Annotated in this window: 16 protein-coding genes; 6 read left to right on the forward strand and 10 right to left on the reverse strand. The window is 74.2% G+C overall.

The features are described 5' to 3' along the window. Nucleotides 1-83: 83 nt before the first annotated feature. The gene (locus tag QF030_RS08545) at nt 84-1304 is read right to left on the reverse strand and encodes a trans-sulfuration enzyme family protein (RefSeq protein ID WP_307162054.1); all 1221 of its coding nucleotides are present in this window, start codon (nt 1302-1304) and stop codon (nt 84-86) included. A 60-nt stretch (nt 1305-1364) separates the two neighbouring features. Here QF030_RS08545 and QF030_RS08550 point away from each other — a divergent pair, with 60 nt between their 5' ends. Together QF030_RS08550 and QF030_RS08555 are read left to right on the forward strand one after the other, a co-directional pair. Then, nucleotides 1365-1856, forward strand: coding sequence for an Lrp/AsnC family transcriptional regulator (locus tag QF030_RS08550; RefSeq protein ID WP_054240412.1), 492 nt, complete (start codon nt 1365-1367; stop codon nt 1854-1856). A 33-nt stretch (nt 1857-1889) separates the two neighbouring features. Next, nucleotides 1890-3581 carry a DUF885 domain-containing protein gene (locus tag QF030_RS08555; protein WP_307162055.1) on the forward strand — a complete coding sequence of 564 codons (1692 nt, stop codon included), beginning with the start codon at nt 1890-1892 and terminating at the stop codon, nt 3579-3581. Nucleotides 3582-3639: 58 nt separating this feature from the next. On the opposite strand, the gene QF030_RS08560 is transcribed toward QF030_RS08555, so the two are convergent. Then, on the reverse strand, nt 3640-4155 hold the full coding sequence (locus QF030_RS08560; RefSeq protein WP_307162056.1) for a rhodanese-like domain-containing protein: 516 nt from the start codon (nt 4153-4155) through the stop codon (nt 3640-3642). A 138-nt stretch (nt 4156-4293) separates the two neighbouring features. Between QF030_RS08560 and QF030_RS08565 the strand changes: the two genes are divergently transcribed. Next, on the forward strand, nt 4294-4740 hold the full coding sequence (locus QF030_RS08565; protein ID WP_307162057.1) for an Lrp/AsnC family transcriptional regulator: 447 nt from the start codon (nt 4294-4296) through the stop codon (nt 4738-4740). Here QF030_RS08565 and QF030_RS08570 read toward each other — a convergent pair. The 5 genes from QF030_RS08570 to QF030_RS08590 all read right to left on the reverse strand — a co-directional run bounded on the left by QF030_RS08570 (nt 4701) and on the right by QF030_RS08590 (nt 11059). Further along, nucleotides 4701-7724 (reverse strand): AAA family ATPase, encoded by a 3024-nt coding sequence (locus tag QF030_RS08570; RefSeq protein WP_307162058.1) that lies wholly within the window; start codon nt 7722-7724, stop codon nt 4701-4703. The two genes, QF030_RS08565 and QF030_RS08570, sit on opposite strands and share 40 nt — an antisense overlap. Beyond that, entirely contained in the window at nt 7721-8884 is a 1164-nt protein-coding gene (locus QF030_RS08575; RefSeq protein WP_307162059.1) for an exonuclease SbcCD subunit D, read from the reverse strand. Before QF030_RS08575 ends, QF030_RS08570 begins: the two co-directional genes overlap by 4 nt. A gap of 119 nt (nt 8885-9003) precedes the next feature. Continuing rightward, nucleotides 9004-9630 (reverse strand): YigZ family protein, encoded by a 627-nt coding sequence (locus QF030_RS08580; RefSeq protein ID WP_307162060.1) that lies wholly within the window; start codon nt 9628-9630, stop codon nt 9004-9006. Nucleotides 9631-9752: 122 nt separating this feature from the next. Beyond that, the gene (locus tag QF030_RS08585) at nt 9753-10304 is read right to left on the reverse strand and encodes a SixA phosphatase family protein (protein WP_307162061.1); all 552 of its coding nucleotides are present in this window, start codon (nt 10302-10304) and stop codon (nt 9753-9755) included. Further along, complete coding sequence (locus tag QF030_RS08590; protein WP_307162062.1) at nt 10301-11059, reverse strand: hypothetical protein; 759 nt, start codon at nt 11057-11059, stop codon at nt 10301-10303. Before QF030_RS08590 ends, QF030_RS08585 begins: the two co-directional genes overlap by 4 nt. 113 nt (nt 11060-11172) lie before the next feature. Between QF030_RS08590 and QF030_RS08595 the strand changes: the two genes are divergently transcribed. Together QF030_RS08595 and QF030_RS08600 are read left to right on the forward strand one after the other, a co-directional pair. Next, nucleotides 11173-11580: a CoA-binding protein gene (locus QF030_RS08595; RefSeq protein WP_307162063.1), complete on the forward strand. Its 408-nt coding sequence runs from the start codon at nt 11173-11175 to the stop codon at nt 11578-11580. 94 nt (nt 11581-11674) lie between these two features. Next, nucleotides 11675-12883 carry a 4-hydroxybenzoate 3-monooxygenase gene (locus QF030_RS08600; protein WP_373428750.1) on the forward strand — a complete coding sequence of 403 codons (1209 nt, stop codon included), beginning with the start codon at nt 11675-11677 and terminating at the stop codon, nt 12881-12883. Between the two features lies 1 nt (nt 12884). Here QF030_RS08600 and QF030_RS08605 read toward each other — a convergent pair whose 3' ends face one another. Beyond that, nucleotides 12885-13244, reverse strand: coding sequence for an ArsR/SmtB family transcription factor (locus QF030_RS08605; RefSeq protein WP_307162065.1), 360 nt, complete (start codon nt 13242-13244; stop codon nt 12885-12887). Nucleotides 13245-13305: 61 nt separating this feature from the next. On the opposite strand from QF030_RS08605, the gene QF030_RS08610 reads away from it, so the two are divergent. Continuing rightward, nucleotides 13306-14418: a cation diffusion facilitator family transporter gene (locus QF030_RS08610; protein ID WP_307162066.1), complete on the forward strand. Its 1113-nt coding sequence runs from the start codon at nt 13306-13308 to the stop codon at nt 14416-14418. A 2-nt stretch (nt 14419-14420) separates the two neighbouring features. On the opposite strand, the gene QF030_RS08615 is transcribed toward QF030_RS08610, so the two are convergent. Both QF030_RS08615 and QF030_RS08620 read right to left on the reverse strand, forming a co-directional pair. Continuing rightward, nucleotides 14421-14978, reverse strand: a complete 558-nt coding sequence (locus QF030_RS08615) for a YbaK/EbsC family protein (RefSeq protein ID WP_307162067.1) — start codon at nt 14976-14978, stop codon at nt 14421-14423. A 43-nt stretch (nt 14979-15021) separates the two neighbouring features. Beyond that, nucleotides 15022-15594: a helix-turn-helix domain-containing protein gene (locus tag QF030_RS08620; protein WP_307162068.1), complete on the reverse strand. Its 573-nt coding sequence runs from the start codon at nt 15592-15594 to the stop codon at nt 15022-15024. Between the last annotated feature and the right edge of the window lie 12 nt (nt 15595-15606).

Genomic DNA, 15606 nt, shown 5'->3' on the forward strand with positions numbered 1-15606 from the left:
GTGGCGACGGGAACACGAGCGGAGCGGACGGCCCGGCGGTGCGGCACCGCCGGGCCGTCCGCATGCGCTTGCGCCGTCGGCGGTCACACGGTGACGGCTCCGCGGTCCGACGAGGTCAGGGCGGCGTCGGCGCCGAGCGCACCGCTCAGGTCCTCCCACAGGTCCTCGACGTCCTCCAGGCCGACCGAGAGCCGCAGCAGCCGGTCGCTCACGCCCGCGCCCCGGCGCTCCTGCGCGTCCACGATGCGATGGCTGATCGACGCCGGGTGCTGGATGAGGGTGTCGACACTGCCCAGGCTGACGGCCGGGGTGACCAGGCGGACCCCCGCGATCACCTCGTGCGGGTCGCCGTGGACCTCGAAGGCGATCATCGCGCCGCCGATCCGCGGATAGTGGACGCGGGCCACCCGCGGGTCGGCGGCCAGCCGCCGGGCCAGTTCGGCGGCGGTCGCGGAGGCCGCCCGCACCCGCACCGGCAGCGTCGACAGGCCCCGCAGCAGCAGATATCCGGCCAGCGGATGCAGGACGCCGCCGGTGGCGAACCGTATCTGCCGAAGCCGCCCGGCGAACTCCTCGTCGCAGGCCACCACGCCCCCCAGCACGTCCCCGTGTCCGCCCAGGTACTTGGTGGCGCTGTGCAGGACGAGCCGTGCGCCCGACTCCGCGGGGCGTTGCAGCACGGGCGTCGCGAAGGTGTTGTCGGCGAGCAGCGGGACCGAGCCGCAGGCGTGGGCGACGGCCCGCAGGTCCACCTCGGCGAGCGTCGGGTTGGCCGGTGACTCGACCATGACCAGACCGGTGTCCGGGCGCAGCGCGTCCGCGATGCCGGCCGGGTCGGTCCAGGTGACCTCCGAGCCCAGCAGCCCGGCGGTCAGCAGGTGGTCGCTGCATCCGTAAAGGGGGCGTACGGCGACGACGTGCCGCAGCCCGGTCGAGGCGCGCGCGAGCAGCACCGCGCTCAGCGCCGCCATCCCGCTGGCGAACGCGACCGCGCTCTCGGCGCCCTCGAGCCGCGCGAGGGCCGTCTCGAAGCGGGCGACCGTCGGGTTGCCCAGCCGGCCGTAGACGGGCGGGCCCTCCGGCTCCGCGCCGGTGGCGGCGAACGCGTCGATGCGCGCGGCCTCGGCGCGGCTGTCGAACGAGGGGTAGGTGGTGGACAGGTCGATCGGCGGGGCGTGCAGGCCCTGCCGGGCCAGGTCGTCCCGCCCGGCGTGCACGGCCTCGGTGGCCAGTGCACGGGGCGCTCTCGACGCGGGTCGGCGTACGCCGTCGTACGCGTGCGTGCTCGCTGAGGCTGAGTCCATGGACCGCAGAGTGAACATCGGACGGGTCTCCGTGTGCGAACGCCGTGCTACGTTCGGCCGATGGCTGAATCCGTCGTACTGGACCCGGTCGATCTCCAGCTGCTGCGGCTGCTCCAGAACGACGCCCGGACCACCTACCGCGACCTCGCGGCGCAGGTCGGGGTCGCTCCGTCGACGTGCCTGGACCGGGTGACACGGTTGCGCCGCTCGGGCGTGATCCTCGGTCATCAGCTGCGGCTCGATCCGGCCAAACTGGGGCGTGGCCTCCAGGCACTGCTGTCGGTACAGGTCAGGCCGCACCGGCGGGAGTTGGTGGGGCCCTTCGTGGAACGGATCCGGGGTCTGCCGGAGGCGCTCACCGTCTTCCACCTCACCGGGCCCGACGACTATCTCGTCCATGTCGCCGTCGCGGACATGGCGGATCTCCAGCGGCTGGTGCTCGACGAGTTCACCTCGCAGCGCGAGGTGGCCCGGGTCGAGACGCGGCTGATCTTCCAGCAGTGGGAGTGCGGGCCGCTGCTGCCGCCGACGACTTCGGGACAAACGGCGTGACGTGCCGCACCGCCTCGTACGAGGATGGAGCCCATGTCACAGACCAGCAGCCCGCTTCCCCGCGAGGTGGCCGACGCCTACGTCGACGACCTCATCGCCCTCGACCCGGTGACCGGCACCTACCTCGGCGTACAGGAGAGTTCGAGCCGTCTGCCCGACTACTCGCCCGCCGGCCTGGAGGCGCTCGCGCAGCTCGCGCGGGACACCCTGGCCGGGCTCGACGAGGCGGAGCGGCGGCCCGGCGCGGAGAGTGACATCGAGCGCCGGTGCGCGCGCCTGCTGCGCGAGCGCCTGACCGCGGAACTCGGCGTGCTCGAGACCCACGAGGGGCTGCGCAGCGTCGGCAACATGGCCACGCCTCCGCATCACGTGCGCGAGGTGTTCACGGTGACGCCCACCGAGACCGACGCGGACTGGGCGGCGATCGCCGAGCGGCTGCGCGGTGTCCCGGCGGCCCTCGCGGGCTACCGGGAGTCCCTGGCACTGGGTCTGGAGCGCAAGCTGTACGCGGCGCCGCGGCCGACCGTCACGTTCGTCGGACAGCTCACCGAGTGGTCGGACACGGACGGCGAGGGCCGCGGCTGGTTCGAGGACTTCGTCTCCACCGGGCCGGACGCGCTGCGCGCGGAGCTGGACGAAGCGGCCCGCGGGGCGACCGCGGCCGTCGTGGAACTGCGGGACTGGATGCGCGACGTGTACGCGCCGACGATCGAGGGCGCGCCGAACACCATCGGCCGGGAGCGCTACGCCCGCGCGTCGCGCTACTTCAACGGCACCGACCTCGACCTCGACGAGGCGTACGCGTACGGCTGGGCCGAGTATCACCGGCTGCTCGCCGAGATGGAGAAGGAGGCCGAGAAGGTCCTGCCGGGCGCGGAGACCCCCTGGGTGGCGCTGGCCCATCTCGACGAGCACGGCCGGCACATCGAGGGCGTCGACGAGGTCCGCGACTGGCTCCAAGGGCTGATGGACCAGGCGATCGAAAAGCTCGACGGCACGCACTTCGAACTCGCCGAGCGGGTACGGAAGGTGGAGTCGAGGATCGCCCCGCCCGGCGGCGCGGCCGCCCCGTACTACACGCCTCCGACGGAGGACTTCTCGCGACCGGGCCGCACCTGGCTGCCGACGATGGGGCAGACCCGCTTCCCGGTCTACGACCTCGTCTCCACCTGGTACCACGAGGGCGTTCCCGGTCATCACCTGCAGCTGGCGCAGTGGGCGCACATCGCCGGGAACCTCTCCCGTTACCAGGCCTCCGTCGGCATGGTCAGCGCCAACTGCGAGGGCTGGGCCCTGTACGCGGAACGGCTGATGGACGAGCTCGGCTTCCTCACCGACCCGGAGCAGCGGCTCGGCTACCTGGACGCGCAGATGATGCGGGCGGTCCGGGTGATCGTCGACATCGGCATGCATCTGGAACTGGAGATCCCGGCGGACTCGCCCTTCCATCCGGGCGAGCGCTGGACCCCTGAGCTGGCCGAGGAGTTCTTCGGCGGGCACAGCAGCCGCCCCGCGGACTTCGTCAAGAGCGAGCTGACCCGCTATCTGACCATGCCCGGCCAGGCGATCGGCTACAAGCTCGGCGAACGGGCCTGGCTGCTGGGCCGGGAGAAGGCCCGCGAGCGCCATGGCGACGCCTTCGACCTCAAGGCCTGGCACATGGCCGCCCTTTCGCAGGGCTCGCTGGGCCTGGACGACCTGGTGGACGAGCTGGCACGGCTCTGAGACGCGATGCGGGGCCGGGCATGGCGCAGCGTCGCCGTGCCCGGCCCCGAGCGGGCTGTCAGCAGCCGCAGTCCTCCGCGTCGACGGGCGCCGTGAGCGGATCGACGGCGCGCCGCTCGCCGCCCTCCCAGGTCTCGTACGCGAAGCCCTCGCGCGCCCAGTACTCGAAGCCGCCGAGCATCTCCTTGACCCGGTAGCCGAGTTCGGCGAGCGCGAGGGCGGCGCGGCCGGCGCCGTTGCAGCCGGGCCCCCAGCAGTACGTGACGACCGGCACGTCCCGGTCGAGGAGCCGTGGGGCCTGCTCGGCGATGAGCGCCGTGGGCAGGTGGACGGCGCCCGGAATGTGCCCCTGGTCCCAGGACTCCGTGGAGCGGGAGTCGAGCACCACGAAGCCGGGGTCGCCGCCGGCGGCCAGGGCGGCCGCCACGTCGGAGACGTCGGCGTGGAAGGCGAGGCTCGCCCGGAAGTGGGCGGCGGCCTCGGCCGGGGCGGCGGGGGCCACCCGCAGGACGGGGTTGACCGGGGTCGCGGCGGCCGTGCCGGTCATGGCGGTGAGCGAGGTCGTGGGGGTCATCGGGGGCCCTCCCGTGGGGTTCCGGCTGGTCACTGCTTTCGGTGAGCAGAAATCTACGACCGGCGATCGCTCTCACTGAAGGAGCGTTCCCCGGCCCGACCCTTGATTCGCCGGGAATTCCCCTGTTATCTCTGGGTCATGACCGCGTATTCCCCGGACGCCACCGACTGGCGCATTCTCGAGGTCCTCCAGCGCGAGGGCCGGGCCAGTTTCGCCGAACTGGCACGCGCCGTGGCGATGTCGCCGAGCGCCGTCACCGAGCGGGTGCGCCGGCTGGAGGAGGCGGGCGTCATCCAGGGGTACGCGGCGGTGGTGGACCCCGAACGGCTGGGGCTGCCGATCCTGGCCTTCGTGCGGCTGCGCTACCCCAACGGCAACTACAAGCCCTTCCACGACCTCGTCGGGGTCACGCCCGAGATCCTCGAGGCACACCATGTGACGGGCGACGACTGCTTCGTGATCAAGGTCACCGCCCGTTCGATGCGGCACCTCGAAGAGGTGTCGGGCAAGATCGGCGCGCTCGGATCGGTGACGACCAGCGTCGTCTACTCGTCGCCGCTCCCCCGGCGCCCACTGGGCCGGTAGCCGCGCTGCCGCACCAGCGACCCCGATCTCCCCTTGACGACCTCCAGCTGGGCGTGGATCCGCCGCCGCAGGTCCGCGACATGGCTGACGATGCCGACGCTGCGGTCGCGTTCGCGCAGCGAGTCGAGGACGTCGAGGACCTCGTCGAGCGTCTGGTCGTCGAGGCTGCCGAATCCCTCGTCGATGAAGAGGGTGTCGAGGCGGACCCCGCCCGCCTCGTCGGTCACGACGTCGGCGAGGCCGAGAGCGAGGGCGAGCGAGGCGAAGAACGTCTCGCCGCCCGACAGTGTGGCCGTGTCCCGCTCCCGGCCGGTCCAGGCGTCGACGACGTGGAGTCCGAGCCCGCTGCGGCCGCGCCCGGCCCGGTCGTCGGAGTGGACGAGGGTGTAACGCCCCGAGGACATGCGCTGAAGCCGGACGGTCGCGGCGGCGGCCACCTGTTCGAGGCGGGCGGCCAGCACATACGCCTCCAGCCGCATCCTGCGCTCGTTGTCGGCGGAGGTGCCGGCGGTGAGACCGGCCATCCGGGCCACCCGGTCGTACTCCTCGCGCAACGGGCCGATCCGACGTACGCCGTCGCTCGCGCGCGCGGAGAGCTGGTCGAGTTCGGCGCAGCGACGGGCGGCGGCGTCCTGGGCCGAGGCGGCCGTGCGCAGCCGCTCGGCCGCTGCGGCCGCCGATCGTTCCGCGGCCGCGAGGTCGGCGGGTGGCCGCTGGGCCGCCGCCACGGTGTCGGGTTCGGCGAGGACGGCCCGCACGGCGGCCTCCTCGGACTGCCGGGCGTCCAGCAGTCGCTGGAGCTCACGATGGGCGGTGTCGTCGAGGAGGGCGTCGGCGGCGGCCCGCGGGGTGTCGAAGCCGGCCCGGAACGCGGCTTCGTCGAGGCGTCCGTCGGCTGCCTTGAGACGCTCGGCGCTCTCCTCGGCGACTCGGGCGGTGTCGGCCGCCTCGGTGAGCCGTGCCGCCAGCACCTCCAGTTCGGCGGCCCGCGCGGTGACGCTCTCCGCGGCCCCCCGGGCCTGCGTCAACTCCTCCTCCAGGGCTGCCCGTTCCTGCTCCAGGCGCTCGCGGTGGCCCACCCGGGACGCGGTCCGCACCGCGGCCTCGCGCTGCGCCGCGGTGCGGCGCTCGTGCTCCTGTTCGACCTGGCGCAGCTCCTCACGCGCGGGATGCAGCGCGGAGGCCTCCCGGCGCGCCTGCGCGTAAGCCTCCTCCCCCTCCTGGGCCTCGGCGGCGAGCCGGTCGGTCGGGGTGTCACCCGCCTCGGCGGTGGCGGCCGCGAGCGCCTCTCGTACGAGACCGAGCTCACGTTCGTCCCGGGCGTGCCGTTCCTCCGCGTGCCGGGAGGCGGTGAGCGCCCGTTCCTCGGTCTCGCGGTCGACATGTCCGGCGACCTTGCGGGCCGGTGCGGGGTGCTCGGTGGCGCCGCAGACGGCGCACGGCGTCCCGTCGGCGAGGGTGGCGGCCAGTTCGGCGGCGATGCCGTTCAGGCGCTGTTCCTTGAGGTCGAGCCAGTGCGCGCGGGCCGACTGCGCCTGCTCGCCGGAGGCCAGGGCGCGGTGGCGGGCGGCCTCAAGGTCGCGGGCCAGCTCGTCGCGCAGCCGGGCCGCCTTCAGACGCCGTCGGGTGGGCTCGCGCCGGCCGTCGAGCTGTTCGGCGCGGGCGGCGGCCTCCTGGGCGGCCTCGACGCGGGCCTGGAGACCCGCGCGGAGGCCGTCCCAGTCGGCGAGCCAGGCCTCGGTCTCCGTCAGGACGTCCTCGTCGTCGCGCTCGCGCCGGTCCAGGTCGGCCCGCTCGGCCACGAGAGCGGCCAGCCGTCGCTCGCCCCGGCGGGCCGACTCCAGCCCGCCCAGTTCCTCGGCGGCCCGGCGTGCGGCGGCGGCGAGTCCGGCGGCTCCGGCGTCCGCGAACCGTCGCGGGAGCGCGGCCCGCGCGCGAGCCGCCCGCGCGGACGCCGCGGTGTGCTCTGCGTCGGCGGCCTCGCGCAGCTCCAGCGCCGGTGCCACCGACTCGGCCTTCCGCGCCCGCTCCATCCGCGCCTGGGCGTCTCGGTGGTCGCCCGCCCGCTCCTCGAGCAGGGCGGCCCGCTCACGCGCGTCGGCGAACCGTCGCTGGAGCCGGGCCCGTTCGCGTACGTCCGCCAGGGCGCGCTCGGCGGCGGCCTGCGCGGACTCGGCGGCGAGCCGGCCGCAGTGGGCGGTCGTCAGCAGTTCACGGGAGGTGCTGCGAGCGACGGCGGCCGCGGCCAGTACCGCCTCGGCGAGCCCGGGGTCTCCCGGGGCGAACCCGGGCAGCTCCATCGCCTCCCCGGCCACCTGCTGCATCCGGTGAGCGTCGGCGAGCAGGGCGAAGTCGCCCTCACGTACGCGTGCCTCGGTGATGCGGCGGCGCTCGACGAGCCGCTTTTCCACCTCGGCGAACCGCCGGGTGTCGAAGAGACGGCCCAGCAGCCGGCCGCGCGCCTCGGCGTCGGCGCGCAGGAAGCGGGCGAAGTCGCCCTGCGGCAGCAGCACGACCTGGCAGAACTGCTCACGGCTCATGCCGAGCAGCTGGGTGATCTCCTCGCCGATCTCCTGGTGGGAGCGGCTGAGGTCCTTCCAGGCGCGGGCGGCCGCGTCGTACTCCCGCAGCCGGCTCTGCGCCTTCTCGACCGTCGTGCCCGTGCCGCGCCTCTTGGGCCGCTCCCAGGGCGGCTGCCGGGTGACCTCCAGCCGGCGTCCCGCGACGGTGAGTTCGAGGGTGACCTCGGTGCGGGTGCCGGGCGCCGCGTGGTCGCTGCGCAGGGTCAGGCCCTGGCCGCTCTGCCGGGCGCCGGGCACGGAGCCGTACAGCGCGTAGCAGACGGCGTCCAGGACGGAGGTCTTGCCGGCGCCGGTCGGGCCGTGCAGCAGGAAGATCCCTGCGGCGGACAGCTCGTCGAAGTCGACGCTCTGGAGGTGGCCGAAGGGACCGAAGGCCGTCAGGTCGAGCCGGTGCAGCCTCACCGCGCCACCTCCCGTACGGCGTCGTCCGCGCGCACCGCGTCGAAGGCGTCCCGCAGCACGCCCTGCTCGTGCGCGTCGGGGCCGGCTCCTCGCACATGGGCCACGAAGTCCTCGGCGATCTCCTGGTCGTTGCGGTCGGCGAGGCGCCGGGCGTAGGACACGTCGGGGTCGTCGGGTGCGCGTTCGGGGGCGAAGACGAGACTGAGCGTGTACGGGAAGCGCTGGGTGAGCCGGGCCATGGGGTCGGCCGGGCGGACGGCGTCGGTGAGCGTCGCCTCGACCCACGCCTCCTCGTGGCACGTGAGGGCGGGGTCGGCGAGCAGCTCCTCCAGGGGGCCGCGGACCCGGGCCAGCGGGCGCGGCACCGGACAGTCGATCCGCTCGGCGTCGAGCTCTCCTTCGGCGCCGAGGTCGACGAGCCACATGGTCTTGCGGTGCTCGCTCTCCGAGAAGGAGTACGGCAGCGGGGAGCCGGAGTAGCGCACCCGCTCGGTGATGGTCTGGCAGCCGTGCAGGTGTCCCAGCGCGGTGTAGTCGACGCCGTCGAAGACCCCGGCGGGCACCGAGGCGACCCCGCCGACGGTGATGTCCCGCTCGCTGTCGCTGGGCGCGCCCCCGGTGACGAAGGCATGGGCGAGGACGACGGAGCGCGTCCCGCGCGCGCGTGCGGCGAGGTCGGCGCGGACCCGGTCCATCGCGGCGGCCAGCACACTCTCGTGACCGGCCTTCTCCACGCCGAACTCGTCCTTCACCAGAGCGGGTTCGAGGTAGGGCAGGCCGTAGAACGCGACGTCCCCATGGGCGTCGGCGAGCACCACGGGCGTCCCGGCGGCGGTCGGGTCGGTGCGCAGATGGATGCCGGCCCGCCCGATCAGCCCGGCTCCGACGCCGAGCCGGCGGGCCGAGTCGTGGTTGCCGGAGATCATCACTGTGGGCACGCCGAGGCCGGCGAGCCGGTGCAGGGCCTCGTCGAACAGTTCGACCGCGGCGAGCGGGGGCACCGCACGGTCGTACACGTCTCCCGACACGACCACCGCGTCGACCTCGCGCTCACGCACGGTCGCGACGAGGTGACCGATGAACTCGGCCTGGGCGCCGAGCATGTTCACCCGGTGGAACGCCCGGCCGAGATGCCAGTCGGAAGTGTGCAGGAGCCTCATGATCCCCGAGACTAACGGCCGGGTCTGACATCACGGGCGGTTACTCCCGTATCGCACCGTCATACCGGCTGACAGAAAAGCGTGTTACGGACATTTCACCCACCCGCTCGCTCAACGTGTCACGCGTCACCGTAGGCCTCACCGCGCAGCTCGAATCCCGCCGTCCCCGCCGTCGCGTCCGCGAGCCAGGCGCGGAAGGCGTCCACGTCGGCGTCCGGCAGACCGATCTCGACGGTGACCTCCTCGCCGTAGCGGACGTCCCGCACCGCGCGTCCCGTCGAGTGCAGGTCGTTCAGGACCTTGCCCGCCCGCTGGTGGTCCACGGACACCGTGGCCAGGCGGAAGCGGCGCCGGGTGAGGGTGCCGAGGGTGTCGAGGGCCTCGCCGACCGCGCCGCCGTAGGCCCGGATGAGGCCGCCCGCGCCGAGCTTGACCCCGCCGTAGTAGCGGGTGACGACGGCGACGACGTACCGCATGTCGCGGCGCAGCAGCATCTGGAGCATCGGGACGCCCGCAGTGCCGCCGGGTTCACCGTCGTCGCTCGCCTTCTGCACGGCGGCGTCGGCGCCGATGACGTACGCCCAGCAGTTGTGGGTGGCGTCGGCGTGCTCCTTGCGGACGGACGCGATGAAGTCCTGGGCCTCCCGCTCGGTGGCCGCGGGGGCGAGGGCGCAGAGGAAGCGGGAGCGGTTGACCTCGGTCTCGTGCACGCCCCCGTGGGCGACCGTGCGGTACTCGTCCTGCATCCGGCCAGCCTATGCGCTGCTCGCCCGGTCGCCGACGCCGGAGGGCGCCGACCGTGTACGGGTGACCGAGGGGGGCCGCGGCCGAGGCCCCGGTCCGGGCGAGCGGGGAGACGCGCGGTCGGCTAGTCCCGCTGCGGCTCGCGGCCTCTCGGCACGGTCATCGACGTCAGCAGGGCCGTGCCCGGGGCCAGGGACCGCCAGCCGGGCCCGTGCCAGGCCAGGACCGCGATCGCCGAGGTGGGGAACTTCAGCCGCACCTCGTCCAGGGCGTCGCCCGGTCCGTCCCCGGCCAGTTCGAGGACCAGTTCCTCCAGGCCGGGGTTGTGCCCGACCAGCAGCAGTGTCCGGACCTCGGCGGGCGTCTCGTGGACGACCTCCAGGAGCCCGGGGACGTCGGCGCCGTAGAGCCGCGGGTCGAAGCGCACCGGAGGCGGGGTCCCCCACTCGGCGGCGGCCGACTCCCAGGTTCCGCGGGCCCGGGCGGCGGTGGAGCACAGGGCGAGCTCCGGGACGCAGCCGGCCTCGGCGAGCGCGCGGCCCGCGGCCGGCGCGTCCCGCAGGCCGCGCGGGGCGAGCGGCCGCTCGTGGTCGGGGACGCCGTCCGGCCAGGCCGACTTGGCGTGCCGCAGCACCACCAGCCGGCGCCCCGCGACCTCGCTGCCGGACCCGGTCACGCCGGGGCTCCGAGGTCGCGGGTGAGTTCGAGTCCGAGGAGACGGTCGGCGTAGGCGTAGCTCTCGAAGCGGGCGCCGTCCGGCAGCTCGGGCCCGGCGGCCTCCACCCACCGCAGCACCCGCAGCACCTCGGGCAGGTCCAGGTCGTCCTCCCAGGCGGAACGCAGCCGTCCGCGCACCTCGTCGGGAACCGGCCGCGAGGGCCGCCTCGCCCACTCGGCGACGACTCGCCGCCAGCGTCCGAGCGTGTCCCGGGCCTCTCCCAGCACCTCCGCGTCGAGTCGCACGGGCTCGGTGCGGGGCCGGGAGAGCAGGGCGAGCCGCAGGACGGCGAAGTCGGGATCCGTCCCCCCGGCGCCCCGGCCCGGCCGTGGTCCCCCGGGCACCGGGCCCTCCGCCGGCGCGACGGCGAGCCGCACCCCGTCGGGGGTCCGGCCGCCCTCCCCCACCACGTGCAGGACCTGCGCCTCGCCCCCTCCGGCGCCCGCGCCGGGATCGCGGCCGTCCTCGAAGGGGTGCATGCCGAGGGCGGTCGCGCCCGCCCGGAGCTCCGCCTGATCGCGTTCGCCGGACAGCAGCGCCCAGGCGGGAGTGCCGCCGAGTTCCAGCGCGCGGACGAGCAGATCGGCGACGAGGAGGACCCGGAGCGACCCGGCCCCGTGTCCCGAGGCATGCGCCTCGACACGGGTCGGACCATGGCGGACGGGGGCGGCGACGACGGGTTCGCCGGTTCGGGCGTCGATGATGCGCAGCACGAGGCGAGCCTAGGCGGGCGGGCGCGACTTCGCAGGCAGGGGCCGGAATCAGGGTGCGGCGCGCACTGTTGTAGCCGAGAAGTGTTCCCTACCCGATCTCAAGGAGGCCGCCGGTGCACGGCGACGAGGCAACGATCCGCAGGATCCTCACCGGGCTCGGCGACACCTGGGCCGTCGTCGGCCTGTCGACGAACCGCGGACGGGCGGCCTACGGGGTCGCCGAGGTGCTCCGGCGCTTCGGCAAGCGGGTCGTCCCCGTCCACCCGAAGGCGGAGACGGTGCACGAGGAGCAGGGATACGCGTCCCTCGCGGACATCCCCTTCGAGGTGGACGTCGTCGACGTCTTCGTCAACGGCGACCTCGCGGGTGCCGTCGCGGACGAAGCCGTCGCCAAGGGGGCGAAGGCGGTGTGGTTCCAGCTCGGCGTCGTCGACGGGGCGGCCTACGACCGTACCCGGGCCGCGGGCCTGGAGATGGTCATGGACCGTTGCCCGGCGATCGAGATCCCCCGGCTCGGCTGACCGGATCACCGGCCGGGCCGACCTGGATCACCCGGCCGGTCCGACCGGTCGGTGCTCACCCGGCCGTGTCCGAGGGCCCGCCCATAATGTGCGGGTGACCACCGACTCCCCTTCCCCCCACCACATTCCCGTCGTCGTCGTGGGCGCGGGCCCCGCGGGTCTGACCGTCGGCAACATCCTGCGGACCGCGTCCGTCGACTGCGTCGTACTGGAGGCGGAGAGCCGTGCGTTCATAGAGCGGCGGCCGCGCGCCGGTGTCCTCGAGGAGCGGGCCGTCCAGGGACTGCGGCGACGGGGCCTGGCGCAGAACCTGCTGGCGCGGGCTCAGCAGCACTCCGCGTGCGAGTTCCGCTTCGGCGGCGAGCGTCACCGCTTCTCCTACACCGAACTGACGGGCCGTCACCACTGGGTGTATCCGCAGCCGTTACTGGTGACCGACCTCGTCCGCGAGTACGTCGACGTACGCGGCGGCGACGCCCGGTTCGCGGTACGCGAGGTCGCGCTGCACGACCTCGACACGGCCCGGCCCTCGGTGTCGTACCTCTGCCCCGACACCGCCGAGCGGCAGGTCGTGACCTGCGACTTCGTCGTCGGCGCCGACGGGGCGCGCGGCGTCAGCCGGGCCGCGCTGGTGCCGGAGCGGGCCCGGATGGCGCGGCACGACTACGGCACGGGCTGGCTGGCGCTGCTCGCCGAGGCGCCGCCGTCCTGCGACTGCGTCGTGTTCGGCGTCCATCCGAACGGCTTCGCCGGACACATGGCCCGCAGCCGCGAGGTGACCCGGTACTACCTCCAGTGCCCGCCCGGCGACGACCCGGAGAACTGGTCCCACGACCGGGTCTGGTCCGAGCTGCGCCAGCGCCTCGAGGGCGCGGGGGCCCCTCCGCTCACCGAGGGGCGGCTGATCGAGAAGCGCGTGCTGGACCTGCACGACTACGTGGTCGAGCCGATGGCGTACGGGCGGCTCTTCCTGGCCGGGGACTCGGCCCACCTCGTCGCGCCCATCGCCGCGAAGGGCATGAACCTCGCCCTGTACGACGCGTTCCTGCTGGGCGACGCGCTGGTCGCCCAGCTCGACGGCGGCGACGGTGACGGCCTGGACGGCTACTCGCAGGCGTGTCTGCGCCGGGTGTGGGACTACCAGGAGTTCTCGCAGTGGCTGTCCGAGGTCTACCACGGGACCGCGGCCGGCGACCCGTTCCGCGCGGGCACGACGTCCGCCCGGCTGCGCCGCCTGTTCACGTCCCCCGCCGCCGCTGCCGCCTTCGCGGAGCAGTACCTGGGAACGGCCGCGCACTACTGAGTCAGTCGTGCACCGGCTCGTCCCCGAGCCGGTGGTCGGCCACGTTCAGCGCCTCGTCCACCAGTCGGCGCAGATGGCCGTCGGAGAGCGAGTAGACCACCCGGCGGCCGTCCTTGCGGGTGCTGACGAGCCCGGCCAGCCGCAGCCGCGCCAGATGCTGGCTGACCGCCGGCCGCGCCGCTCCGACGCCTTCCGTGAGCGACGTCACGTCGGCCTCTCCGCCGGTCAGCGCGTGCAGCAGGGCGAGCCGGGTGCGGTCGCCGAGCAGGGCGAGCAGTTCGGCGGCGAGGGCGAACTGCTCCTCGCCGGGGGTGCGCGGATGCGCAGGGTGTGCAGGTGACAGGTGCATGCGTGCGCTCATACGCACATAATGGCGCTGTGGGCGGACACGCGTCCACCTCGGCGCACCGGAAGGGATCGACGTGAGCGAGCGGCACGACCACGAGCACGGACACCGGCACGACCGCGGACACCGGCACGACCGCGCCCACGAACACCCGCACCACCACTCCTCCCCCGCCTCCCCCTCGCCCTCGCCCTCTTCCTCCCCCGGCCTGCGCCACCGCGTCGCCCACCTCCTCACCCCGCACTCGCACGAGAGCGCCGACAAACTCGACCCCGCGCTGGAGTCCTCGGCCCGGGGCATGCGCGCGCTGTGGGTCTCTTTGGCGGTGCTGGGCGTGACGGCCGTCGCGCAGGCGGCCGTGGTCGCGCTGTCCGGCTCGGTGGCGCTGCTCGGCGACACGGTGCACAACACGGCGGACGCGCTGACGGCCGTGCCGCTGGGCGTCGCCTTCGTGCTCGGCAGGCGGGCGGCGACCCGCCGCTTCACCTACGGCTACGGGCGGGCGGAGGACCTGGCGGGCATCGCGATCGTGCTGACGATCGCCGCTTCGGCGGCCTTCGCCGGGTGGACGGCGGTCGAGCGACTGCTGGACCCGCGCCCCGTCGAGCACGTCGGCTGGGTCGCCGTCGCCGCGCTGGCCGGCTTCGCGGGCAACGAGTGGGTCGCGCGCCATCGCATCGAGGTCGGCCGTTCCATCGGCTCCGCCGCGCTGGTCGCGGACGGACTGCACGCCCGCACGGACGGGTTCACCTCGCTGGCGGTGCTGCTGGGCGCGGGCGGCTCGGCGCTCGGCTGGCAACTCGCGGACCCGGTCGTGGGATTGGCGATCACGGCGGCGATCGCGCTGGTGCTGCGGGACGCGGCACGGGAGGTGTTCCGCCGGGTGATGGACGCCGTCGACCCGGAGCTGGTCGACCGGGCCGAGCATGCGCTGCGGGAAGTCGAAGGGGTGCGTGCGGTCGGCGAGTTGCGGCTGCGCTGGATCGGTCACCGGCTGCGGGCCGAGGTGGCGGTCGTCGTGGACGGCGAGGCGACGGTACGCCAGGCGCACGGGATCGCCGTGGCGGCCGAACACGCCCTGCTGCACACCGTGCCGCGTCTGACGGCCGCGCTCGTGCACGCGGATCCGGCGCCGGTGCCGGGCGAGGACGACCCGCATCTGGCCCTCGCCCACCACACGGCGGCCTGAACTCAGGCGACGCCGAGCCCCTCCAGGACCACCGCGCCCGGCAGTTCGGCGAACGCCTTGCCCGGCACCAGCAGTTTCCCGCGCCGACGTCCGCTGCCCACCAGGACGTACGGCAGGTCGACGACGGCGGAGTCCACCAGCACCGGCCAGCCGTCGGGGAGCCCGATCGGCGTGATGCCGCCGTACTCCATGCCCGTCTCCCCCACGGCCGTGTCCATCGCCGCGAACGAAGCCTTGCGGGCGTTGAGTTGACGGCGCACGACGCCGTTGACGTCGACCCGGGTGGTGGACAGCACGACACACGCGGCGAGCGTCGTCCCGCCGCCTCGCTTGCCGGCGACCACCACGCAGTTGGCGGACTGCTCCAGCAGCTCACGGCCGTAGTGCTCGACGAAGACGGCCGTGTCGGCCCACTGCGGGTCGGTGTCCACATGGACGAGCTGGTCGGCGGGCACGCTGCCGCTCCACCGGCGTACGGCGTCGGCGACCGGGCCGACCAGCTCGTCGAGGCAGTCGGGGGCGGGTGTGGCGGTGTCGAAGTGTCCGATGGGTGCGCGCATGGCCGCACGCTAACAAGAGCCGCCCACCCGCGGACGCGCCGTCTCAGTGCACGGGCGGCACGGAGACGGCCATCACCATCTCCATCGGCGCCTCGCCCCGGTTGCCGTAGACGTGCGGGACGCTCGCCTCGAAGGAGGCGCTCGCGCCGGTCGGGACGCGGTGGTCCTCACCGTCCACGGTGAGCGTGAGTTCGCCCGCGGTGACGTGGACCAGCTCGACGGTGCCGACGGGGTGGGGTTCCGAGGGGCTGCTCTCCCCCGGCATCAGCCGCCAGTCCCACATCTCCAGCGGTCCGGGCGCCTCCGTGCCCGCGAGCAGCCGGTTGTAGCTGCCGGCGTCGGTGTGCCACAGCCGTACCGCCTGATCGGCCGGGACGACACGGACCTTCACGCCCCGCTCGTAGTCGAGGAGGGTGGTGACGCTGATGCCGAGCGCGTCACCGATCTTGACGACCGTGCCGATGCTCGGATTGGTGCGGGCCTGCTCGATCTGGATGAGCATCCCGCGGCTGACGCCGGCCCGGGCGGCGAGCACGTCCAGGGTGAAGCCGCGCACCGCGCGCCAGTGTTTGACGTTGCGCGCCAGGGACTGGGTCAGGAGTTCGAGATCCGACACGTGCCGTCCACT

It is taken from the genome of Streptomyces rishiriensis (assembly GCF_030815485.1).
Classification (GTDB): Bacteria; Actinomycetota; Actinomycetes; order Streptomycetales; family Streptomycetaceae; genus Streptomyces; species Streptomyces rishiriensis_A.

Bases quoted from the DNA above. Each gene is read 5' to 3' on its own strand.
- QF030_RS08565 (WP_307162057.1), top strand. From the start codon at position 4,294: ATGACCGCGTATTCCCCGGACGCCACCGACTGGCGCATTCTCGAGGTC.
- QF030_RS08560 (WP_307162056.1), bottom strand. From the start codon at position 4,155: ATGACCCCCACGACCTCGCTCACCGCCATGACCGGCACGGCCGCCGCG.
- QF030_RS08615 (WP_307162067.1), bottom strand. From the start codon at position 14,978: ATGCGCGCACCCATCGGACACTTCGACACCGCCACACCCGCCCCCGAC.
- QF030_RS08605 (WP_307162065.1), bottom strand. From the start codon at position 13,244: ATGAGCGCACGCATGCACCTGTCACCTGCACACCCTGCGCATCCGCGC.
- QF030_RS08550 (WP_054240412.1), top strand. From the start codon at position 1,365: ATGGCTGAATCCGTCGTACTGGACCCGGTCGATCTCCAGCTGCTGCGG.
- QF030_RS08575 (WP_307162059.1), bottom strand. From the start codon at position 8,884: ATGAGGCTCCTGCACACTTCCGACTGGCATCTCGGCCGGGCGTTCCAC.
- QF030_RS08555 (WP_307162055.1), top strand. From the start codon at position 1,890: ATGTCACAGACCAGCAGCCCGCTTCCCCGCGAGGTGGCCGACGCCTAC.
- QF030_RS08580 (WP_307162060.1), bottom strand. From the start codon at position 9,630: ATGCAGGACGAGTACCGCACGGTCGCCCACGGGGGCGTGCACGAGACC.
- QF030_RS08545 (WP_307162054.1), bottom strand. From the start codon at position 1,304: ATGGACTCAGCCTCAGCGAGCACGCACGCGTACGACGGCGTACGCCGA.